17 protein-coding genes are annotated in these 20,891 nt (G+C 66.2%); 7 read left to right on the forward strand and 10 right to left on the reverse strand.

Annotated features, from left to right (window positions below):
• Positions 1 to 12 precede the first annotated feature (12 nt).
• From ASE30_RS00570 to ASE30_RS00605, 8 genes are all read right to left on the reverse strand, one after another.
• Positions 13 to 930, reverse strand: a complete 918-nt coding sequence (locus ASE30_RS00570) for a glycosyltransferase family 2 protein (RefSeq protein WP_235515153.1) — start codon at positions 928 to 930, stop codon at positions 13 to 15.
• Between the two features lie 5 nt (positions 931 to 935).
• Entirely contained in the window at positions 936 to 2,252 is a 1,317-nt protein-coding gene (locus ASE30_RS00575; RefSeq protein ID WP_057282323.1) for a lipopolysaccharide biosynthesis protein, read from the reverse strand.
• 31 nt (positions 2,253 to 2,283) lie between these two features.
• Positions 2,284 to 3,237: a GDP-L-fucose synthase gene (locus ASE30_RS00580; RefSeq protein ID WP_057282324.1), complete on the reverse strand. Its 954-nt coding sequence runs from the start codon at positions 3,235 to 3,237 to the stop codon at positions 2,284 to 2,286.
• A gap of 6 nt (positions 3,238 to 3,243) precedes the next feature.
• Entirely contained in the window at positions 3,244 to 4,353 is a 1,110-nt protein-coding gene (gene gmd / locus ASE30_RS00585) for a GDP-mannose 4,6-dehydratase (RefSeq protein WP_057282325.1), read from the reverse strand.
• 10 nt (positions 4,354 to 4,363) lie between these two features.
• The gene (locus ASE30_RS00590) at positions 4,364 to 4,726 is read right to left on the reverse strand and encodes a VanZ family protein (protein WP_057282326.1); all 363 of its coding nucleotides are present in this window, start codon (positions 4,724 to 4,726) and stop codon (positions 4,364 to 4,366) included.
• Positions 4,727 to 4,802: 76 nt separating this feature from the next.
• Entirely contained in the window at positions 4,803 to 6,233 is a 1,431-nt protein-coding gene (locus ASE30_RS00595) for a mannose-1-phosphate guanylyltransferase/mannose-6-phosphate isomerase (RefSeq protein WP_057282327.1), read from the reverse strand.
• Between the two features lie 5 nt (positions 6,234 to 6,238).
• Entirely contained in the window at positions 6,239 to 6,691 is a 453-nt protein-coding gene (locus ASE30_RS00600; protein WP_200964384.1) for a GDP-mannose mannosyl hydrolase, read from the reverse strand.
• Between the two features lie 46 nt (positions 6,692 to 6,737).
• The gene (locus ASE30_RS00605; protein WP_057282328.1) at positions 6,738 to 8,147 is read right to left on the reverse strand and encodes an undecaprenyl-phosphate glucose phosphotransferase; all 1,410 of its coding nucleotides are present in this window, start codon (positions 8,145 to 8,147) and stop codon (positions 6,738 to 6,740) included.
• 431 nt (positions 8,148 to 8,578) lie between these two features.
• Between ASE30_RS00605 and ASE30_RS00610 the strand changes: the two genes are divergently transcribed.
• The 7 genes from ASE30_RS00610 (at position 8,579) to ASE30_RS00640 (ending at position 18,225) form a co-directional block, all read left to right on the forward strand.
• On the forward strand, positions 8,579 to 9,715 hold the full coding sequence (locus ASE30_RS00610) for a polysaccharide biosynthesis/export family protein (protein ID WP_057282329.1): 1,137 nt from the start codon (positions 8,579 to 8,581) through the stop codon (positions 9,713 to 9,715).
• 67 nt (positions 9,716 to 9,782) lie between these two features.
• Positions 9,783 to 12,044 carry a GNVR domain-containing protein gene (locus tag ASE30_RS00615; protein ID WP_057282330.1) on the forward strand — a complete coding sequence of 754 codons (2,262 nt, stop codon included), beginning with the start codon at positions 9,783 to 9,785 and terminating at the stop codon, positions 12,042 to 12,044.
• A gap of 21 nt (positions 12,045 to 12,065) precedes the next feature.
• Positions 12,066 to 13,469, forward strand: a complete 1,404-nt coding sequence (locus ASE30_RS00620) for a phosphomannomutase/phosphoglucomutase (RefSeq protein ID WP_057282331.1) — start codon at positions 12,066 to 12,068, stop codon at positions 13,467 to 13,469.
• Positions 13,470 to 13,482: 13 nt separating this feature from the next.
• Complete coding sequence (pgi, locus tag ASE30_RS00625) at positions 13,483 to 15,150, forward strand: glucose-6-phosphate isomerase (protein ID WP_057282332.1); 1,668 nt, start codon at positions 13,483 to 13,485, stop codon at positions 15,148 to 15,150.
• Between the two features lie 12 nt (positions 15,151 to 15,162).
• On the forward strand, positions 15,163 to 16,215 hold the full coding sequence (gene galE / locus ASE30_RS00630) for a UDP-glucose 4-epimerase GalE (RefSeq protein ID WP_057282333.1): 1,053 nt from the start codon (positions 15,163 to 15,165) through the stop codon (positions 16,213 to 16,215).
• 184 nt (positions 16,216 to 16,399) lie between these two features.
• A complete protein-coding gene (gene epsC, locus ASE30_RS00635; RefSeq protein ID WP_057282334.1) occupies positions 16,400 to 17,347 on the forward strand; it encodes a serine O-acetyltransferase EpsC in 948 nt (315 codons plus the stop codon).
• A 59-nt stretch (positions 17,348 to 17,406) separates the two neighbouring features.
• Entirely contained in the window at positions 17,407 to 18,225 is an 819-nt protein-coding gene (locus ASE30_RS00640) for an NAD-dependent protein deacetylase (protein WP_057282335.1), read from the forward strand.
• Positions 18,226 to 18,384: 159 nt separating this feature from the next.
• On the opposite strand, the gene ASE30_RS00645 is transcribed toward ASE30_RS00640, so the two are convergent.
• Positions 18,385 to 19,239 carry an inositol monophosphatase family protein gene (locus ASE30_RS00645; RefSeq protein WP_057282336.1) on the reverse strand — a complete coding sequence of 285 codons (855 nt, stop codon included), beginning with the start codon at positions 19,237 to 19,239 and terminating at the stop codon, positions 18,385 to 18,387.
• Positions 19,240 to 19,331: 92 nt separating this feature from the next.
• Positions 19,332 to 20,801: an NAD-dependent succinate-semialdehyde dehydrogenase gene (locus tag ASE30_RS00650; RefSeq protein ID WP_057282337.1), complete on the reverse strand. Its 1,470-nt coding sequence runs from the start codon at positions 20,799 to 20,801 to the stop codon at positions 19,332 to 19,334.
• Positions 20,802 to 20,891: the final 90 nt, after the last annotated feature.

A 20,891-nucleotide genomic window follows, 5' to 3' on the forward strand; every position in this document is an offset into this window, starting at 1 on the left:
GATGAGCCGGCGCTAGTGCGCGGCCCAGTCGTCGCGCCCGAAAATCTTGGTGGTCAATTTTTCGAGCAGGTACGACAGGTCTCCCTGGCGCGCATGGGCCGCCACCTTGGATGCGCGGCAGGACAGTTCGAACATCCGCCCCAGGCCCGGTTCGGTGCGCCGGATCCGATTGACGATCTGTTCGCGCTCTTCCAGCAGCACGTCCTGCATCAGCGCGGTCTTGGTTTCGTCGTGGGCGGTGTAGACGCCCAGCGCATCCGGAACGATCAGGTTCTTGCCGTCGCGCAGCAGGCGGCTCCAGAGTTCCAGGTCCATGCAGTAGCGCATGCTCTCCTGCAGCAGCCCGTACTTGCGCAGCAGGTCGCGGCGGAAGATGGCGGACTGGTTGGGGATGGACGCCTTCACCACCGTCAGCGTGCCGCGGTTGACGGGGGTGTAGTGGATCTTGCGGAAGATGCGGTTGTCGGCGTCCGCCACGAAGAGATTGCCGCTCACGATGGGCGCGCGGCCGCGCGCCGCCGCCGTGCCCAGCTTGCGCAACGCGCCCGGGAAGTACAAGTCGTCCGAATTCTGCCAGCCCACGTAGTCGCCGGTGGCGCGCTCGAACCCCTTGTTGATGGCGTGCGACTGGCCGCGGTCAGGGGTGCTTTCCCAGTACGTCAGGTAACGCTCGTACTTCTTGATGATGTCCACGCTGCCGTCGGTCGAGCCGCCGTCGATGATGATGTATTCCAGCCGCGGATAGCCCTGGTTCAGCACGGACAGGATGGTGCGCTCCAGGAACTTGGCCTGATTGAACGAGGGCGTCACGATCGTCACTTTGGGCAGCAGGCCGCTGGCGATCGGCGCTGGCGGGCGGAGCTCGCGGACGAAGTCGATGAGCTGGCGTGAATACTCGTTGTGGCGCTTGCGCATGTAGGACCTCAGCATGTTGGTTAACGGGTGGCCGCAGGCATGGCGCCCGGGAAGTCGGGGCGGGATTGACGGATGGCGAGTGCCACGCCGGCCAGCGTGATCGCCGCATAGGCCATGCGGCCCCAAGCCGCGGCGTGTTCGCCCGCCACGTGTACCAGTCCCGCCATGACGCACAGCATCGCCAGGCCGCCCAGTCCGTTCAGGATCGCGACGGCGCGGGAGTTGCCGAGCCCAAGGAGGGAGAAATGCGCCGCGGCGTTCAGGGACAGCAGGCCCGAGGCCACGATGAGCAACTGGAAGGTGCCGAGATGGCCGCTGGCGACGTTATCGCCCAGCAGCAGGTTCAACAGCGGCCGGCTGACCGCCAGCACCGCGAGCGTCGCGCCCGCCGAAAGCGCCAGGTTCCACAGCATCATGCGGCGGATCTCGCGTTCGGCGGCGCCGGCATAGGGAGGCGACACGGACAGGCGGCTGATGCGCGGCATGGCCTTCTGGAAAATGGCGACCGACGCGGTATGGATGATCTGGCCTACCTGCACGCCGACGGTATAGATGGCCAGCGCGGCGGGGCCCATCAGGCTGCCCACCAGCACCCGGTCCACCGAGCCGAACGCCAGCGCGCTCAGGCTGTTCAGCCAAGACCAGCGCGAGAACTTGAAGGCGTCCATCATGGCGCCGCGGTCACGCACCGGGCGCACCAGAATGTGGCCATAGGCGCGGGAGAACACACGCATCTTCACGGTGCCGGCAAGCAGCAGGCCGGCCGCCTGGGCCAGGCCGGTCCAGGTGGGCGACGCCGTCAACGTGGCCGCCGCGCAGGCCAGCGCCATCGTGCCGGCGCGGCTGAAGACCTCGCACAGCGCGGTGGAGCGGAAGTCCTCGCGCCCCTTCAGGCAGCCCGAGAATAGCTGGTCATACTGCTGCGTCAGATAGATGGCGAGCGCCGGCATGGCCAGCATCGTCACCGCCACGCCGCCGAACGTGGCGGCGGGCCAGCCCAGGCCGACCACCCCCCACAGAAGAACCGCCGCCAGTGTCACCACGGCCAGCGCGCAGCCGATCAACGACATGCTGACGCCCGCCGCGCGGTAGGCGCCGCCCGGCTTGTGCATGCTCTCGGACACCAGCTTGGTCGCGGTCACGGCGGCGCCCAGGTTGGCGGCATTGCCGAACCCGGCCAGGGCAATGATCATGGAGTACTGGCCAAAGCCCACCGTCCCAAGCTGCCGGAACAGGATGGGCAGCGCCACCAGCGCCGCCACGGGGCCGATGCCGTATTCCACCAGCCCCCAGAAGGAAGCATTGCCGGCGATGTGTTTCCGTACGAACCCAAGCATCGGGAATCCTATTGTTCATGCTGCGCGGTTGTCAGGCCACGGGCAGCGCATGGTGGGTGCGCTCACGCAGGAAGTGCCCATAGGCCAGCGTGATGCCGTGCGTCAGCGAGATCTCCGGCCTCCAGCCCAGCGACTGCACGCGGGACGAATCCATCAGCTTGCGCGGTGTTCCGTCGGGCTTGCCGGTGTCGTAGACGATGTTGCCGCCGTAGCCCACGACGCGCGCCACCAGCCGCGCCAGATCGGCGATGGAGATGTCCTGGCCGGCGCCGATGTTGTAGATGCCCTCGGCGTCCGGATGCTCCATCAGCATCACGCAGGCCTGCGCCAGATCGTCCACGTACAGGAACTCGCGCAACGGCGTGCCGGTGCCCCAGATCGTCACGCTTTCCTGCCCGGCCTCGCGGCCCTCGTGGAACTTGCGGATCAGGGCGGGCAGCACGTGGCTGCTGTGCAGGTCATAGTTGTCGTGCGGGCCATACAGGTTGGTCGGCATGGCGCAGATGAAGCGCGCGCCATACTGCCGCTGGTAGGCCTCGCACAGCTTCAGGCCCGCGATCTTGGCGATGGCGTAGGGCTCGTTGGTGGCTTCCAGCGGGCCGGTCAGCAGGGCGTCTTCGCGGAGCGGCTGCGGCGCCTCGCGGGGATAGATGCATGACGAACCCAGAAACAGCAGCTTGCGCACGCCCGCCGCATACGCGGCGCGGATCACATTGCACTGGATCATCAGGTTCTTGTAGAGGAAGTCCACCGGATGCGTCTGGTTGGCCAGGATGCCGCCCACCTTGGCGGCAGCCAGATACACCACGTCTACCGGCGTCGTCGAAAAGAAGCGGTGGACCTGGTTCTGGTTCTCCAGGTCCAGTTCTTCCCGGCTGCGCGTCAGCACGTTGGGGTAGCCGCGGCGGTGCAGTTCGCGGGTGATCGCCGCGCCCACCATGCCGCGATGGCCGGCGACAAACACGCGTTGGTCCAGGTTCGTCATGTCTGACTACTCCTTGTAGGCGTAGATTTCGTAGCCGTTCTGCTCGACCAGCGCATCGCGCCGCGCGTCCTTCAGATCGCTTTCGACCATTTCCTTGACCAGTTCCGCGAACGTGGTGCGCGGCGACCAGCCGAGCTTTTCACGGGCCTTGGTGGGATCGCCCAACAGGGTCTCGACTTCGGTCGGGCGGAAGTAGCGCGGATCCACGCGCACGATGACCTGGCCGGGCTTGATGTCGTGGACCGGCGAGAACAGCACGGTCGCCGTTTCTTCCAGGCCTTCGCCTTCCCAGGCCAGCAGGATGCCGAGTTCGCGCGCGGCGGTGTTGATGAATTCCCGCACGCTGTATTGCATGCCGGTCGCGATGACGTAGTCCTCGGGCGTGTCCTGTTGCAGCATCAGCCACTGCATTTCGACGTAGTCCCGGGCGTGGCCCCAGTCGCGCAGCGCGGACAGATTGCCCAGGTACAGGCATTCCTGCAGTCCCAGCACGATGCGCGCCAGGCCGCGGGTGATCTTGCGCGTGACGAAGGTTTCGCCGCGCTTGGGCGATTCATGGTTGAACAGGATGCCGTTGCACGCATACATGCCATAGGCTTCGCGGTAGTTCACGCTGATCCAGTAGGCGTACAGCTTGGCGGCCGCGTAGGGGCTGCGCGGATAGAACGGCGTCGTTTCCTTCTGCGGCGTTTCCTGCACCAGACCGTACAGCTCGGAGGTCGACGCCTGATAGAAGCGCGACTTGTTCTCCAGCTTCAGGATGCGGATGGCTTCCAGCAGGCGCAGGGTGCCCAGGCCGTCGGCGTTGGCGGTGTATTCCGGTTCTTCGAACGACACCCCGACGTGGCTCTGCGCGGCCAGGTTGTAGATCTCGTCGGGCTGCACCGACTGGACGATGCGGATCAGGCTGCAAGAGTCGGTCATGTCGCCGTGGTGCAGCACGAAATTGCGGGGCTGGTCGTGCGGATCCTGGTACAGATGGTCGATGCGCGCGGTATTGAACAGCGAAGCGCGCCGCTTGATGCCGTGAACCTCATAGCCCTTGGCGAGCAGCAGCTCCGCCAGATAGGCCCCGTCTTGGCCAGTAACGCCGGTAATCAGTGCCCGTTTTGGCATGGTTGTGTCCTTAAGACTTAGTAACTGCACGAAAGGAGCCGATGGCTGCGGTAGCTATGTGCAATGAGATTACTGTTGCACCAGCCGCTAAGATATCGGCCAAAAGGTCTAAGAGTTCAGCCTGTCGGTAGGGAAAAAAGGACTGGATTGATTCATCCAGCGCACCCATGGCGGTGGCCGCCAGCATGGCCACCAGCGCGGGGCGCCGGTTGACCGAGACGTAGATGAGCCCGGTCAGGAAGGCGTAGGCGGCCAGATGCAGCCGCTTGTCGCCAAAGGCGTCCGACATGTCCGCCGCCAGCCCGGGCACGTTGCCCACCGTCACCAGCACGGCGAAGAACAGCGCCGCCACGGGCAGGCAGATGCGGGCCATCCCCGGCCGCCAAAAGGGGGCGGGCTCGGCTACGCCTTTGCGCCGCTCCGCGACCGCGGGATTGGAGACCGGCGGTTCATACACGGCCGTACATGTCCTGGAATCGGACGATGTCATCCTCGCCGAGGTAGGCGCCCGATTGGACCTCGATGATCTCCAGGGGGATCTTTCCGGGGTTTTCCAGGCTGTGGATCTCGCCCAGCGGGATGTAGGTCGACTGGTTCTCCGTCAGCAGGTATTGCTTGTCGCCGTTGTAGATGCGCGCGGTGCCGGACACCACGATCCAGTGCTCGGCCCGGTGATGATGCATCTGCGAGGACAGGCGCGCGCCCGGCTTGACCGTGATGCGCTTGACCTGATAGCGGGGGCCCTGGCCCACCGAGTCGTAGGAACCCCAAGGCCGCTGCACCTCGCGGTGGTGGTTCAATTCGGACCGGTGCTGGGCCTTGAATATCTCGACCAGGCGCTTGACGTCCTGCGATCTGGACTTGTGCGCCACCAGCACGGCATCGGCCGTTTCGATGACCACGATGTCGTCCAGGCCCACGGAGGCGACCAGGCGGCTGGTGGAATGGATCAGGCAGTTGCGGGAGTCCTCGACCATGACGTCGCCGGTGGTGGAATTGCCCTCCAGGTTCTTCTGGGCGATGCCCCAGACCGCGTCCCAGGCCCCCACGTCGCTCCAGGAGGCCGCCAGCGGGATCACCACGGCGCTGTCGGTGCGTTCCATGATGGCGTAGTCCATCGAGTCGCTGGGGCAAGCCTCGAAGGACGGGCCGTCCAGGTGGAACAGGGCGTTCTCGCCGTGGCCCGTGGCCACGGCGGCCTGCACCTGCTCCAGCATCTTGGGCGCCAGGCGCGCCAGCTCGGACAGGAAGACGGACGCCTGGAAGGCGAACATGCCGCTGTTCCAGTAGTAGCCGCCGTCCTCGATGAAGCGCTGCGCGACCTCCGGCGAGGGCTTTTCGACAAAGCGGCGCACACGGCGCGCGGGCGCCATCGCGCCGGGCTCGTCGGCCTGGATGTAGCCATAGCCGCTGAGCGGGGCGGTAGGCGTAATCCCGAAGGTCACCAGGGCGCCCTGGCGGGCGGCCTGATAGGCCTCCGCAAACGCCGCGCTCAGCACCTCGCCGTTTTCGAGCACATGGTCGGACGGCATGATGAGCATGATGGGGTCTTCGCCGTCTCGCATGGCCCGCAGCGTGGCGGCGGCAATGGCCGGCGCCGTGTTGCGCGCGAACGGCTCCAGGATCACCTCGACGTCCTTGATGCCCAGTTCCAGCGCCTGCTCCGCGGCGATGTAGCGATGGGCGTCGTTGCACACGAGCGTGGGCCTGGCCTGGGCGCCCGCCGCGCCCAGGCGCAGCAGCGTGTTCTGCAGCAGGCTGCGGTCATCGGTCAGACGGATGAACTGCTTCGGCAGCAGTTCGCGCGACAACGGCCACAGGCGCGAGCCTGAACCGCCGCAGAGGATGACTGCCCGGTACGGGGGAGGGGGATTCGTCATGGCGCTCACTCCTTGAAGTAGGCCTGGGTGTACGGATGCACGCCGGGGTCGGCGGCGATCACTTCCGCGGGCAGCCAGCGGTAACCGTTGTGCTGGACCAGGGGAAGGCTTGCGGTATCCAACGAAAGCTCGGCCTCATAGGCGAGGACGACATAGTGGGTGGAGCGTCCGGCTTCACCCGCGAAATTGGTGCCATAGAAGTGCTCGTACACGCCGCGAGGCTTCCATGCGTGCTCCGGCAAGGACAGGCCCAGCTCGTCATGGACGATGCGGCGCAATGCGTCGCGCAGGGACTCGTTCTTTCGGATCCGCCCGCCCGGCACGAACCATGCGCCCTGGGCCGGGGGATTGGCGCGCAGGCCGGTCAGGTAGTGCCCCGCGGCATCGCGCAGCAGCAGGTCGATCGATACCAGCGGCAGCATCTCCACCGCCTGGCGGAAGTCCGACTGGGCCAGCACGCCGCCGCGCGTCACGGGCGCTTCCCGCACGGGCCATCCCAACGGTTTAGTAGACATTGCGGCCCGTCCATCCCGATACCGCCGTGCGGGCGATGATCAGCAGGTCCATCCTGAACGTCCAGTGCTGGATGTAGTAGATGTCGTGTTCGACCCGGTCGCTCATCTTGCGCAGCGTGTCGGTCTGCCCGCGGAAACCGTTGACCTGCGCCCAGCCAGTGATGCCCGGCTTGACGCGGTGGCGCATCATGTAGCGCTGCACCAGGTCCTTGTACAGTTCGTTGTGCTCCAGCGCGTGGGGGCGCGGCCCCACGACCGACATGTCGCCCATCAGCACATTGAGGAACTGGGGCAGCTCATCCAGGCTGGTGCGCCGCAGGAAGCCGCCGATCCGCGTGATGCGGTTGTCGTTGCGCGTGGCCTGCGTGACCACGCCGTGCTCCTGGTGCACGGTCATGGTGCGGAACTTGTAGACGTGGAACACCTTGCCGTCCACGCCCAGCCGGGGCTGGGTGAAGAAGACCGGGCCGCGCGAGGTGACCTTGACCAGCAGGGCCACGGTCAGCATCACGGGAGACAGGCCGATCAGCGCGCAGAACGCGAAGCTGCGGTCGAAGACCTCCTTGGCCCAGCCGCGCACGCCGGCCGCGGGCAGGCTGTTGAGCTGGATGGCGGGCAGGCCCAGGAACTCGCCGATGCGGTGTCCCAGCAACTGGATGGACATCACGTCGGGAATCCAGCGGATGTCCACCAGGTCGTTGCGCAGGTGATACAGCACTTCGCGCAGCTCCTGGCCTGCCTCCATCGGCAGCACGATCCAGATCTCGCGCACATTGTTCTCGTGCACGAAGCCGTGCAGATGGTCGAGATCATGCAGGCGGCGGACCTGCGGCGGCAGGATCTCATGCGGTTCCGCATAGATGCCGGCCACTTCATAGCCGGCTTCCCGATATCTTTCGACGCGGCGCCACAGGTCATGCCCCAGGGCGCCGAAGCCCACCAGCAGCACGCGCTTCTTGTTCAGGCCGCGATCGCGCGCGGCGCCCAGCACCGCATAGACGGCAATGCGTACACCGGCCAGCGCCAGCGCCGCCATGCCGAACCAGGTAGCCGCCCATATGCGGGATACCGCGCCGGTCTGGTGCATGAGAAAACTGACGAATATGCCCAACGCGAAAACCGTGGCCCACGCCGCCAGGCTGCGCACCACCAGATCGGTCAGCAGGCGGCCGCGCCAGGACACGTACAACCGGAAGGCCGGGAAGATGGCGATCACGCCCAGGCCGCAAAGATAGATCAGGAACAGATGAATCTGCGGAGGTTCGGCCAGCGCATCTTCAGCGAATTTCAAGCCGGTGGCAGTCAGGCCGCAGGTGATGACTATCGCGGCGTCGAGCAAGCGATAGAGATAGCTTGCCCCGCTGAACCTTGCCGACGTGTCCGTTTGGGACGGGTCCATCGTGCACTCCTGTTCGCGTGGAGCCGGTCTTCGCACAAGTCTTCAACTCGTACTCCACATAGAAAAAGCCTCTGGCTCGAGGGAATTTGCCTGCCGTCCGAGTAGCGGCATTGCGGACTATCAAACTAAAGCTTGCGAAGGGCGAAAGACATCAGACATGTCAGATTTCTTCGCTGGAAAGCCGCAGCTATCATGGCGGTCCCCTGAGCCTGATCCCCCTGCAAAAAGCGAAATAGCGCAGCGCCGCAATGCCTGTGGCTACCGACAAAATCTTATTGAGTGCGCGGCTTACCCGAAACCTCCAAACGATGTAGGAGAAGGCTTAGGACATCCGTCGAATGTGCGGGCCTAGGAAAAGAGAGTGGAATGTCGCAACCCGTTACGCATCGGGCTCCTTTCCAAGCAACGAAGTCATTCACTGTGGATTTGCCATGACTACATTTTTCGGAACGTTGAGCCGAGCCATAGCCGCTATCGCGCTCGTGTCCTCGCTGGGCGCTTGCGCCTTGTCTCCCGGTATGACGTTCAACGCCAACCAGCTCGCGGATCCGCTGGACCCGAACTCCAAGGCGGTCATCAAGGAAATCACGCCATCCCTGGTTCTCGAAGATCAGCGCGCGCGCATGGCGCTGCTCGACAACGAGGGTATCGGCCATCTGATCGGCAAGCCGGGGCCTTACCTCATCGGGCCGGGAGACATCCTCTCGATCGTGGTGTGGGATCACCCCGAGCTCGTGCTTCCGACGCAAACCTACGCCATTGGTTCTGGGGCAACGGAACTAGCCATTGGGGATACCGCCTCGGGCATTCCGGGCTATACGGTCTCATCCACTGGATATATCCAGTTTCCGTATACCGGACTGCTGAAAGTGGCGGGGTTGACGGAACTTCAGGCGCGCAATCTCATAGTCAATAGTTCGGGCAAGTACATACAGGACCCGCAGATCACCGTCCGTGTTCTGGGATTTCGCAGCAAGCGCATTTTCGTCGATGGCGCGGTGACGACGCCGGGTACGGTCGCTATCAACGATGTCCCGATGACCCTGTTGGAAGCGATCAACAGGGCCGGCGGCATTCTGCCGACCGGAGACCGCAGTGCGGTCTACGTGATCCGCGACGGCCGGCGTACTCGCGTGAACCTGCCCGCGCTGATCGAGCGTGGCCAGGACCTGAACCAAGTGATGCTGAAGTCGGGCGACATCGTAAGAGTCACGCCGCGCGACGACAGCAAGGTATTCGTGATGGGCGAAGTGTTCGTGCCCAGCGCGCCAGTGATGCGTGACGGACGCATGTCGTTGACCGAGGCGTTGGGTTTGGCGGGGGGGCCGAACCAGCTCACTTCGGATCCGTCGCAGATATTTGTCGTACGCAGCACGGAGGACGCGACGCCGCTGGTGTTCCATCTGAATGCCGGATCGCCGCAGGCTCTGGCCGTAGCGGAGAAGTTCGAGTTGCAACCCAAAGACGTCGTGTTCGTGGATTCGGCGGGCCTGGTGCGGTGGAACCGCTTCATCAGCAACCTGTTCCCGAGCGCGCAAACCGTTCAGACCGTCAAGTCCATCGATTAGTTCGCCTCAGAAAACCACGCCTTTGGGGGCGCCGCGAGCGCGGCGGCGCCCTCTCTTGGAGAGCTGCATGTCGTTGCCCATCGAAACGTTCGAGCCATCAGTCCCGGCTCGTCAGCAGGAAACCCCGTTGTCGTCGCATGTGGACGCCATCTTTTCCAACCGGTGGATGATCATCGCGATCACCATGGTCGCCTTGCTCGGCGCCCTGGCCTATGTGATGGTGACCCCCTCAGTCTATTCGGCTGACATCATCGTGCAGGTCGAGGAGGAAATGCCAAATGGGCAGGCGCGCAGCCTGCTCGGCGATGTTTCATCGATGTTCGACACCAAGGCGGAAACGTCGGGCGAAATGGAAGTGCTGCGTTCGCGCATGGTCGTCGGCCCCGCCGTCGACAAGTTCCTGCTGTACATCCACGCCAAGCCGCGCTATTTCCCCGTGGTGGGAGAGTGGCTGGCGCAACGCTACGAAAGCCTGCCGTACCCTTCCAGCTTTCCGCGCGGCGGCTACGCCTGGGGCGGAGAAGCCGTCGCGATCTCTCAGCTCGATGTGCCGAACGAATGGCTGGGCAAGCCCCTGCGCCTGACCACGCTGGGAGAAGGGCGCTATACGCTGAGCGACAAGCTGACCGGCGCGACGTTCACCGGCACGGTCGGCAAGCCCGAGCATTTCCTCTTGCCTGGCGGCGGCGCGATGGACGTGCACGTCGATGCGCTGGCGGGCCGCCCAGGCACCGAGTTCACGGTGTCGCGCAGTTCGCGCCTGGCGGCGATCGAAGGCGTGCAATCGCGCATGGGAATCTTCGAGCGGGGCCGCGCATCGGGCGTGATCGGCGTGACGCTCGAAGGCAATGATCCCGCGCTGACCACCGCGGTCCTGAACCAGATCGGTCAGGAGTATGTGCAGCAGAACGTGAACCGCAAATCGGCGCAGGCCGAGAAGTCGCTGGCGTTCCTGGAGCAGCAGCTTCCCCAGCTCAAGGGCGAGCTGGATGCCGCCGAAACCAAGTACAACGCCCTGCGCAACAAGCGTGGCACGATCGACCTGAGCGAAGAGGCCAAGCTCATCCTGGCGCAGTCCGTGGATGCGCAGACCCGGGTGATGGAGCTGCGTTCCAAGCGCCAGGAACTGATCACGCGCTTTGCGCCGACGCACCCCAGCATCGTGGGCATCGACCGGCAGATCGCTTCGCTGACCGGCGACGTCAACCGCATCGGCAACAACATCAAGCAGCTTCCCGACCTTGAGCAGGACGTGGTGCGCCTGGTGCGCGATGTGCGCGTCAATACCGAGCTCTACACGGCGCTGCTCAATAACGCCCAGCAGCTGAAGCTGATCCGGGCGGGCAAGGTGGGCAACGTGCGCATCCTGGATGCGGCCGTGCAGCCCGACAAGCCGGTACGCCCCAAAGGCGCCATCATCATCGGCGTGGCCACGGCCATCGGCCTGATCTTCGGCATCCTGTGCGCCTTCGTCCGCAGCGCGCTGTTCGGCGGCCTGTCCGAGCCGGAAGATGTCGAACGCCATACCGGCCTGCCGGTGCTGGCCGCCATTCCGTACAGCGACGTCCAGGACAAGCTGTGGCGCCGCAGCCGGCGCAAGAACGCCACCGTGCCGGCGTTGCTGGCCCAAAGCCAGGGCAACTCGCCGCCGATAGAAAGCCTGCGCTCGTTCCGCAATGTGCTGCAGGCATCGCTGCGCCAGTCCGCCAACAACATGGTCATGTTCACCGGCCCGGTGGCGGGCGTGGGCAAGTCCTTCCTGTCCGCGAACTTCGCGTTCATCCAGGGCGGGGTGGGCAAGCGCGTGCTGCTGATCGATGCCGATTTCCGCAAGGGGCAGCTGAACCGCTACTTCGGCCTGCCCAAGGAAGACGGCCTGTTCGAAGTGCTGTCGGGCACGATCCCGCTGAACCGCGTCAGGAAGCACAGCGTGTCCGAGGGCGTGGACTTCATCGCCACGGGCGCCGTCACCTTCGACCCCTCCGAACTGCTGGCTTCTCCGGTATTTGGCGAAACCCTGCGCGAGCTGGCCACCCAATACGACATGGTCATCCTGGATACGGCGCCCGTGCTGTCGTCTCCGGATGCGGCCGTGGTGGGCACGCACGCCGCGGCGGTGATGGTGGTGGTGCGGTCCGGCATGAACACGGTGGGCGAGATCCGGGAAACGGCCAAGCGCCTGATCCAGGCCGGCGCACCGGTGGACGGCGTGCTCTTCAATGGTCTCAAGCTCCTGCCGGAACGCTTCGGCTTCCGGTCCAAGTACGGCGGTTATCGATACTCCCGTGCGGCGTACTACGGCGATTTCAAACAGAACGGTCCCAAGTAAACGCCACCCGGAGAAACTGGCATGCACGGAACTTTTGGCTGGGACACCCCGCAAATTCTGGATGCGGTTTTCAAGGCTTATGACATACGCGGCACGGTGCCGGACGAGATTGATGCCCGATTTGCCCACAGCCTGGGCATGGCGGTGGGGACCCGGGCGATGGAGCAGGGGGCGAGGTCGATCGTGGTGGGGCGGGACGGCAGGCTGAGCAGCGTGGAGCTGGCCGCGGCGCTGCAGGCCGGCCTGCGCTCGGCCGGTGTGCACGTCATCGATATCGGCATGGCGACCACGCCCATGGTGTATTTCACGACCCGCCTCATGGACACGGGCGCGGGCATCGCGGTCACCGGCAGCCACAACCCGCCCGCGCACAACGGCTTCAAGATCGTGCTGGAAGGCGCGTCGCTCTATGGCGAAGGAATCACCGCCTTGCGCGACGCGATGCGCCTGCCCATCGAATCGGCGGCCACGCCCGGCGGCCGCACCCAAATGCAGATCATGCCGTGCTATGCGGCGCGCCTGGTGGGCGATATCCGCATGGCCCGCCCCATGAAGATCGCCATCGACTGCGGCAGCGGCGTCGCGGGCGCGGTGGCGCCCGCGCTGTTTCGCGCGCTGGGCTGCGAAGTGACGGAGCTGTTCTGCGAGGTGGACGGCTCTTTTCCGGGCCATCATCCAGATCCCGCCGATCCGCACAACCTGCAGGACCTGATCTATTGCCTGCGCTATTCGGACTGCGAAGTCGGCCTGGCATTCGACGGCGACGGCGACCGGCTCGGCGTGGTGACGAAATCGGGACAGATCATCTGGCCGGACCGGCAACTGATCCTGTTCGCGCGCGACGTGCTGGCGCGCAACCCCGGCGCCGAGATCATCTACGACGTCAAGTGCAGCCGCCATGTGGCGCGCGCCATCACCGAGGCCGGAGGCAAGGCCACGATGTGGAAAACGGGACATTCGCTGATCAAGGCCAAGATGCGCGAGTCGGGAGCGCTACTTGCTGGAGAGATGAGCGGCCACATTTTTTTCAAGGAGCGCTGGTACGGCTTTGACGACGGCATCTATGCCGCCGCGCGCCTGCTGGAGATCCTGTCGTCGGCGCCAGACCCGTCAGCCTTGCTCGAAGGCCTGCCGCAGTCCTGCGCGACCCCCGAATTAAAACTGGAGACCGCCGAAGGCGAAAGCGTCGAGCTGGTGGAGGCATTGCGCGCGCAGGGAGATTTCCCGGGCGCGGTGTCGATCAACGAGCTGGACGGCATCAGGGTGGACTACGCGGACGGTTTCGGCCTGGCGCGTCCATCCAACACCACGCCGACGGTGGTACTGCGGTTTGAAGGAGACAACGTGGCCGCGTTGGCCCGTATCGAGGAGGATTTCCGCAACGCGTTCAGGCGCATTGCACCTCACATCCGTTTACCGTTCTAAGGAGCATCAGGCGATGGGAAAGGCTCAACTTGCGATTGAGGCGTTACGGGCGAATTCCGGGCTGGCGGACAGCCCGGAATGGGTGGCTTTCGCGCAGGCCGCGCAAAGCGCCGAACTGGACGCCAGCGCGCTGAAAGTGATCGAAGCGGCAGGACTGTGCGTGGATTTGACGATGCAACGCCAATCGTCGGCGCTGGACGCCGCGGCGCTTGCCCTGCTGCAGGCGCGCGGCTTGCAGGATGCGCGCGACAGGCTGTTTGCCGGAGAACCGGTCAACTGGACCGAAGGCAAGCCCGCATGGCACACGGCGCTTCGGGCGGGGCGCACGCGCGAGCAACCGGACGGGCAGGATGTGGACTCCGTCTGCGAGTATTCGCGCATGACCGACTTCGTGCGGCGCGTGGACCAGACCGCCGATTTTTCCACCATCCTGCACATCGGTATTGGCGGCAGCGATTGGGGGCCGCGCCTGGCGGTCCAGGCTTTTGGCGGCCCGCAGCAGCGCCGGCAGATCCGCTTCGTGTCCAACATCGACGGCCACGCCTTCCATGACGCCGTGGCCGGGCTGGACCCGCGCCGCTGCCTGGTGGTCGTCTCGTCCAAGTCCTTCACCACGGCCGAGACCCTGCACAACGCGCGCGCGGCCATCGCCTGGCTCAAGCAGGGCGGCGTGGCCGATCCGTCGGAACACCTGGCGGCCGTGACCGCCAATGTGCCGGCGGCCCGGGCGCTGGGCGTGCCGTCCAGCCAGATCTTCAAGATGTGCGATTGGGTGGGCGGGCGCTATTCGGTCTGGTCCGTCGCGGGCCTGTCGATCGCGCTGACCGTCGGCGCCGACGTGCTGATCGGCATGCGGGCGGGCGCGGAAGCGATGGACCAGCATTTCCAGCAGGCGCCGTTCGCGTCGAATGCGCCGGTCCAGCTTGCGCTGTCCGGTCTGGTCAATTGCAGCGTGCTGGGGCAAAACTCGCTGAACATCGCGGCCTACAGCGCCCGCCTGCTGCACCTGGTGACCTATCTGCAGCAACTGGAAATGGAATCGCTGGGCAAGCGTGTCGCGGGCGACGGCGCGGCGGTGGGCGTGCCCACGGCCCCCATCATCTGGGGCATGCCGGGCACGGACGGCCAGCACACTTTTTTCCAATGGCTGCACCAGAGCGAGGAAGGCGCGCCGGTGGACTTCATCGCCAGCCTGCAAGGCCACGCGGACAGTCCGGACGCGCATCGCATGCTGCTGGCCAACTGCCTGGCGCAGCGCCAGGCGCTGCTGCGCGGCAAGAGCCTGGAGGAGGCGCTGATGGACGTCGCCCACATCGACGACCAGGAGCGCGCGCTGAGCCTGGCCCAGCACATGGTGCATCCGGGCGGGCGGGCTTCCACCCTGATCGTCCTGCGCCAGCTCGACCCTCGCGGGCTGGGCGCGCTGCTGGCCCTGTACGAGCACAAAGTGTTCGTGCAGAGCGTGGTCTGGGGCATCAATCCCTTTGACCAATGGGGCGTGGAACTGGGCAAGCGGCTGGCCAGCGGCATCGAGCGCGAGCTCGCCGTGCCGGTCTCGGCCGGTGTGGTCGATTGGGGCCATGACGCCTCGACGTCCTACTGGATCGATCGCTACCGCAGCCACGCGCAGGCCCCGCGTCCCCGCCATGCGTGGGTGCCCGGCATGACGGCCCATCTTTGACGGAGCGAGGACATGCCGGACACGCATGTGCTGGTGACGGGCGGCGCGGGCTACATCGGCACGCACACGCTGGTCGCGATGCTGGCGGCGGGCCAGCGGCCGCTGGTGCTGGATAACTTCAGCAACGGCAGCCGCGAGGCCGTGCGCCGCGTCGAGCGGCTTTGCGGCGCGCCCATACCGTTGATCGAAGGGGACATCCGCACGCCGGGGTTGATCGAGTCGGTGCTGACCGACGCGGCGGCCCAGGGCCGGCCGGTGCAAGCGGTGCTGCACCTGGCGGGCTGCAAAGCGGTAGGCGAATCGGTGGCGGACCCGCTCAAGTATTACGACAACAACGTGAACGGGTCGCTGGTCCTGCTGCGCGCGATGCGGCTGGCGGGCGTGCGCAGGCTGGTGTTCAGTTCGTCCGCCACCGTCTACGGCGAACCGCGCTATCTGCCGTTCACCGAAACGCATCCGCTCGCGCCCACCAATCCCTACGGCCGCACCAAGCTCATGGTTGAGGAAATGCTGCGCGACGTCTGCGCCGCCGATCCCGCCTTCAGCGCCGTCACGCTGCGTTATTTCAACCCGATCGGGGCGCATCCCAGCGGGCAGATCGGCGAGAGCCCGCGAGACCTGCCCAACAATCTCTTTCCCTTCATCACCCAGGTGGCGGTGGGGCGGCAACCCTTTCTGCGGGTGTTCGGCAACGACTACGACACCGCCGATGGCACCGGTGTGCGCGACTACCTGCATGTCATGGACCTGGCGCGGGGCCATGTGCAGGCGCTGTCGTATTCGGACGGCCATCCGGGATTCGTGGCGGTCAACCTGGGAACGGGGCAGGGCACCAGCGTGCTGGAACTGGTGCATGCGTTCGAACGGGTCAACGGCTGCGAGATCCCGTTGCGCACGCTGCCCCGGCGGGCGGGCGATGTCGAACGCATGTGGGCCGACCCGGGGCTGGCGGCGTCGCTGCTGGGCTGGCGCAGCACGCACGACGTCGAGTCCATGTGCGCCGATGGCTGGCGCTGGCAGCGGGGCAACCCGCAAGGGTACGAGGCGGATCCGGCCGCGGCATAACCCCTGCGCCATGTCGGGCGGATTCCGGGAAATGCGCGCAAGCGGTTACAGTTGACGGGATTATTGCGAAGCAGCATCGTCCCCGCGGTCCGGCCGTCCGGACGATGCACCGTCAGCGAGGCACGCCCATGTTTGAATTCCTTTCCTACGCCGAATCCGCCGGCGCCCCGTCGGGGGCGCGGCAATGAACGGCCCCACCCATATTCCCCCCGCCCACTGGAACCTGGACAGCATCGTGTCCGGCCTGCGCGACGCGCGCGTCGCCTGGCGCGGTCCCCGAGGCCGGCTGCGCGACGACGCCGGCCTGCGCGAGTTCCCCTCGCAGGAAAGCCTGCGCCAGATCGTCAAGGATCTCTGTGGGGCCTTGTTCCCGATGCGCCTGGGTCCCATCGACCTGCGCGAAGAGGTCGAGGACTTCTATGTCGGACACACCATCGGCGCGGCCCTGGATGCGCTGTTGCACCAGGTGCGCCTGGAACTGCATTACGTCGGCCGCCACGATCCTGCCCTGCATGCGGAAACGCAGCAGCGCGCCACGGAGATCGTGCGCCGCTTCGGCGCCGAACTGCCCGCCGTGCGCGCCGCGCTCGACCTGGACGTGATGGCGGCCTATCAGGGCGATCCGGCCGCGCACAACGTGGACGAAGTCCTGCTGTGCTATCCCGGCGTGGCGGCGATGATCCACCACCGCCTGGCCAACGTCCTGTACCGCCTGGGCGTGCCGATGCTGGCGCGCATCGTGGCCGAGATCGCGCATGCCGATACCGGCATCGACATCCATCCCGGCGCCACCATCGGCCGCAGCTTCTTCATCGACCACGGCACCGGTGTCGTGATCGGCGAAACCGCCATCATCGGCGACCGCGTGCGCCTGTACCAGATGGTCACGCTGGGCGCGAAGCGCTTCCCGCCCGGCGAAAACGGCGAACTCAAGAAGGGCCTGGCGCGCCACCCCTTGATCGAGGACGATGTGGTGATCTACGCTGGCGCCACGATTCTCGGCCGGGTCACGATCGGCAAGGGATCGACCATCGGCGGCAATGTCTGGCTGACGCGCAACGTGCCTCCGGGCAGCAACGTGACGCAGGCCAGCCTGGTCAGCGACATGCCCGACTGCGGGCTGGGCGGCTGAACGCCGTCTTCCCGCGCGCGGCATCCGCCGCGGCGCGGGGCCGCGAAAAAGGAATCAGGATGGACACAGGAGTCTCGGAGCTGGCCGCGCTGCGGGGGTTCATCGACCGCCACCCGCGGCTGTTCGTACTGACGGGAGCGGGCGTCAGCACTGACTCCGGCATCCCCGACTACCGCGACACCGACGGCGAATGGAAGCGCCAGCCGCCCATGACGCTGCAAACCTTCATGGGCACGGACCTGGCCCGGGCGCGCTACTGGGCACGCAGCATGGTGGGCTGGCGCCGCTTCGGACAGGTGGAGCCGAATGCCTCTCACCGCGCGCTGGCCGGCCTGGAATCGCGCGGACACGTGGCCATCCTGGTCACGCAGAACGTGGACGGCCTGCACTCGGCCGCCGGCAGCCAGGACGTCGTCGATCTGCACGGGCGCCTGGACGAAGTCCGCTGCATGCACTGCGACTGGCGCGGCGGCCGGCACGGCTGGCAGGACGCGCTGCATGCCCGCAACCCCGATTGGGCGCTGCTGGACGCATCGGATGCGCCGGATGGCGATGCGGACCTGGATGGCGAGGATTTCTCCCGTTTCTCCGTGCCGCCCTGTCCGCACTGCGGCGGAATCGTCAAGCCGGATGTGGTGTTCTTCGGTGAAACCGTGCCGCGGGACCGCGTGGACCGCGCCAACGCCGGTCTGGCGAGCGCCGACGCGGTGCTGGTCGTGGGCTCGTCGCTGATGGTGTATTCGGGCTATCGCTTCGTGACCGCCGCGTCGCGCAGCGGCCTGCCTATCGCCGCCATCAATCTGGGGCGGACCCGCGCCGACAGCCTGCTGACCCTGAAGGTGGAACAGCCTTGCGCGGTGGCGCTGGACGCGCTATAGCGCGCGCCGGAGCGGCCGGTTTTTGACCGGTTTAAGCAAGTGCTTGCCCAGCAACGGTTTTTTCGCGCGGTTACAGACCTGTCCAAAGGGTTGTCCACAGGAACTGTGGATAACCCCTAGGGATTACCCCATATTTCGGCCCTGCACCGGACGTTTCTGTCAAGTGTCGGGGGTTTCCAACGCGTCCCCGAGCAGCGCCTTGCGGGCGGCATGCCAGCTTCCCGCGTCGGGGGCGTACAGCAGGCCGCCCGTGCGGTGCGTGGGCTTGTAGGGCGAGCCATCGAAACGTGCCGCGTAACCGCCGGCCTCACGGTGCAGCAGCCAGCCGGCGGCGTGGTCCCAGGCGGTGAGCTGGTTGTACAGGGCCACGTGGCAGTGCCCCGCCGCCAGCATGCGGTATTCGTGCGCGGCGCAGCGCAGCGACGCGGTGCTGCCCAGGCGCGACAGATTGCCGTTGACAGCGGTGCGCAGGGGCTCGGGCAGGGCGCCGGTGGCGATCAGCCCGTCCATGTCTTCCGGGGGCGCGGGGCTGGCGACGGCCAGCGGCGCCCGTCTGCCGTTCTCGTATTCCATCCAGGCGCCTTCGCCCCGCACCGCCAGCGCGCTGTCGCGGCTGACGGGGTCGTAGATGACGCCCGCGATCACGTCGCCGCGGTGGCAGGCCGCGATCATCATGCCGAACAAGGGCAGACCGGCGACGTAATTGCGGGTGCCGTCGATGGGATCGATCAGGAAGGCCAGATCGGCATCGACCAGCATGTTCAGCAGGGCGGGATTGCGCGCCGAGGCTTCTTCGCCGATCAGCACGGCGCCCGGGTGCAGCTTGGCCAGGCGCGCGGCGATCAGGCGTTCGGCGGCTTCGTCGGCGTCGGTGACGAGGTCGCGCGGGGAGCTCTTGCCGCGCACCGAGCCTTCCGGCAGGTTGCGAAAGCGTGGCATGACCTCCGCCAGCGCGGTTTCTGCCAGGATAGCCGCCAGCTTGCGGGTGTCCTCAAGGGTGAAAGTTCTGCTCATACCGATTCGTCCACGGAACGCGCGAATCTATCATGCCTGCGTGACGTCTGTGGCATCCCGGGTGCGCGGCGGCGCGCCGCGCACCCAGGGCATCAGGCGCCCAGGTCGACGCAGAGGTACTTGATCTCCAGGTACTCTTCGATGCCGTACTTGGAGCCCTCGCGGCCCAGGCCCGACTGCTTGACGCCGCCGAACGGACCGACTTCGTTGGAGATCAGGCCGGTGTTGATGCCGACGATGCCGTACTCCAGCGATTCGGACACGCGCCAGATGCGGGCGTAGTCGCGGGTGAAGAAGTAGGCGGCCAGGCCGAAGATGGTGTCATTGGCCATGCCGATGACTTCTTCTTCCGTTTCGAAGCGGAACAGCGGCGCCACCGGGCCGAAGGTTTCTTCGGTCGCAAAGCGCATCGACTGCGTCACGTCGCGCACCACGGTCGGCTCGAAGAAGGTGCCGCCCAGCGCGTGCGGCTTGCCGCCCGCGATGACCTTGGCGCCATGGGCCGTGGCGTCGGCGATGTGTTCCTGCACCTTTTCCACCGCGTTGCCGTCGATCAGCGGGCCTTGCGTCACGCCGTCGGCGAAGCCGTCGCCGACCTTCATGGCGTTGACCTTGGCCACCAGGCGCTTGGCGATTTCCTCGTAGACGCCGGCCTGCACGTAGATGCGGTTGGCGCACACGCAGGTCTGGCCGGCATTGCGGTACTTCGAGGCCAGGATGCCGTCGACCGCGCGGTCCAGGTCGGCGTCGTCGAACACGATGAAGGGCGCGTTGCCGCCCAGTTCCAGCGACAGCTTCTTGATGGTGGGCGCGCATTGCTCCATCAGCGTGCGGCCGACTTCGGTCGACCCCGTGAAGCTCAGCTTGCGCACGACATCGCTTTCGCACAGCGCGGCGCCGATATCGCGCGAGCTGCCGGTGATGACGTGGAACACGCCCGCGGGCACGCCGGCTTCTTCAGCCAGCACGGCCAGCGCCAGCGCGGTCAGCGGCGTCTGCTGGGCCGGCTTGACCACCATGGTGCAGCCGGCGGCCAGCGCCGGACCGACCTTGCGGGTGATCATGGCGGCGGGGAAGTTCCAGGGCGTGATCGCGGCGGTGACGCCGATGGGCTGCTTGAGCGCCAGCAGGCGCTGCCCGGCCTTGGGGCTTTGCAGAATGTCGCCGTCGATGCGCTTGGCCTCTTCGGCGAACCATTCCAGGAACGACGCGGCGTAGGCGATTTCGCCCGCGGCCTCGGTGACCGGCTTGCCTTGCTCGGACGTCATGATGGCGGCCAGGTCCTGCTGGTTCTGCATCATGAGCTGGGCCCACTTCAGCAGGATCGCGGCGCGTTCCTTGCCGGTCTTGGCGCTCCAGGCGGGCAGCGCGGCCTGAGCGCTGGCGATGGCCTGTTCCGTTTCCTTGCGGCCCAGCTTCGGCACGGACACGATGGTCTTGCCGGTGGAGGGGTTGTCGACGGGGATGGAGGCGCCGCCGCCGGCGCCTACCCACTTGCCGTCGATGTAGCAGGCATCGCGCAGCAGATCGGGACGCGAGAGGGGATGGGTCAATGCTGTCATGTCGTGAGTCTCCTTGATGGATGCGGCCGGCCAAGCGAAACGGGCGTGGCGGGCACCGGCCTGGGATCCAAGCCGGAATGCCTGCTACGC

The sequence above is a fragment of the Achromobacter sp. Root83 genome, from assembly GCF_001428845.1.
Taxonomy (GTDB): Bacteria; Pseudomonadota; Gammaproteobacteria; order Burkholderiales; family Burkholderiaceae_B; genus Achromobacter.

Coding starts and splice junctions, on each gene's coding strand:
- ASE30_RS00570 (WP_235515153.1), bottom strand. CDS start 930: ATGCTGAGGTCCTACATGCGCAAGCGCCACAACGAGTATTCACGCCAG.
- ASE30_RS00575 (WP_057282323.1), bottom strand. CDS start 2,252: ATGCTTGGGTTCGTACGGAAACACATCGCCGGCAATGCTTCCTTCTGG.
- ASE30_RS00580 (WP_057282324.1), bottom strand. CDS start 3,237: ATGACGAACCTGGACCAACGCGTGTTTGTCGCCGGCCATCGCGGCATG.
- gmd (WP_057282325.1), bottom strand. CDS start 4,353: ATGCCAAAACGGGCACTGATTACCGGCGTTACTGGCCAAGACGGGGCC.
- ASE30_RS00590 (WP_057282326.1), bottom strand. CDS start 4,726: ATGGCCCGCATCTGCCTGCCCGTGGCGGCGCTGTTCTTCGCCGTGCTG.
- ASE30_RS00595 (WP_057282327.1), bottom strand. CDS start 6,233: ATGACGAATCCCCCTCCCCCGTACCGGGCAGTCATCCTCTGCGGCGGT.
- ASE30_RS00605 (WP_057282328.1), bottom strand. CDS start 8,147: ATGGACCCGTCCCAAACGGACACGTCGGCAAGGTTCAGCGGGGCAAGC.
- ASE30_RS00610 (WP_057282329.1), top strand. CDS start 8,579: ATGACTACATTTTTCGGAACGTTGAGCCGAGCCATAGCCGCTATCGCG.
- ASE30_RS00615 (WP_057282330.1), top strand. CDS start 9,783: ATGTCGTTGCCCATCGAAACGTTCGAGCCATCAGTCCCGGCTCGTCAG.
- ASE30_RS00620 (WP_057282331.1), top strand. CDS start 12,066: ATGCACGGAACTTTTGGCTGGGACACCCCGCAAATTCTGGATGCGGTT.
- pgi (WP_057282332.1), top strand. CDS start 13,483: ATGGGAAAGGCTCAACTTGCGATTGAGGCGTTACGGGCGAATTCCGGG.
- galE (WP_057282333.1), top strand. CDS start 15,163: ATGCCGGACACGCATGTGCTGGTGACGGGCGGCGCGGGCTACATCGGC.
- epsC (WP_057282334.1), top strand. CDS start 16,400: ATGAACGGCCCCACCCATATTCCCCCCGCCCACTGGAACCTGGACAGC.
- ASE30_RS00640 (WP_057282335.1), top strand. CDS start 17,407: ATGGACACAGGAGTCTCGGAGCTGGCCGCGCTGCGGGGGTTCATCGAC.
- ASE30_RS00645 (WP_057282336.1), bottom strand. CDS start 19,239: ATGAGCAGAACTTTCACCCTTGAGGACACCCGCAAGCTGGCGGCTATC.
- ASE30_RS00650 (WP_057282337.1), bottom strand. CDS start 20,801: ATGACAGCATTGACCCATCCCCTCTCGCGTCCCGATCTGCTGCGCGAT.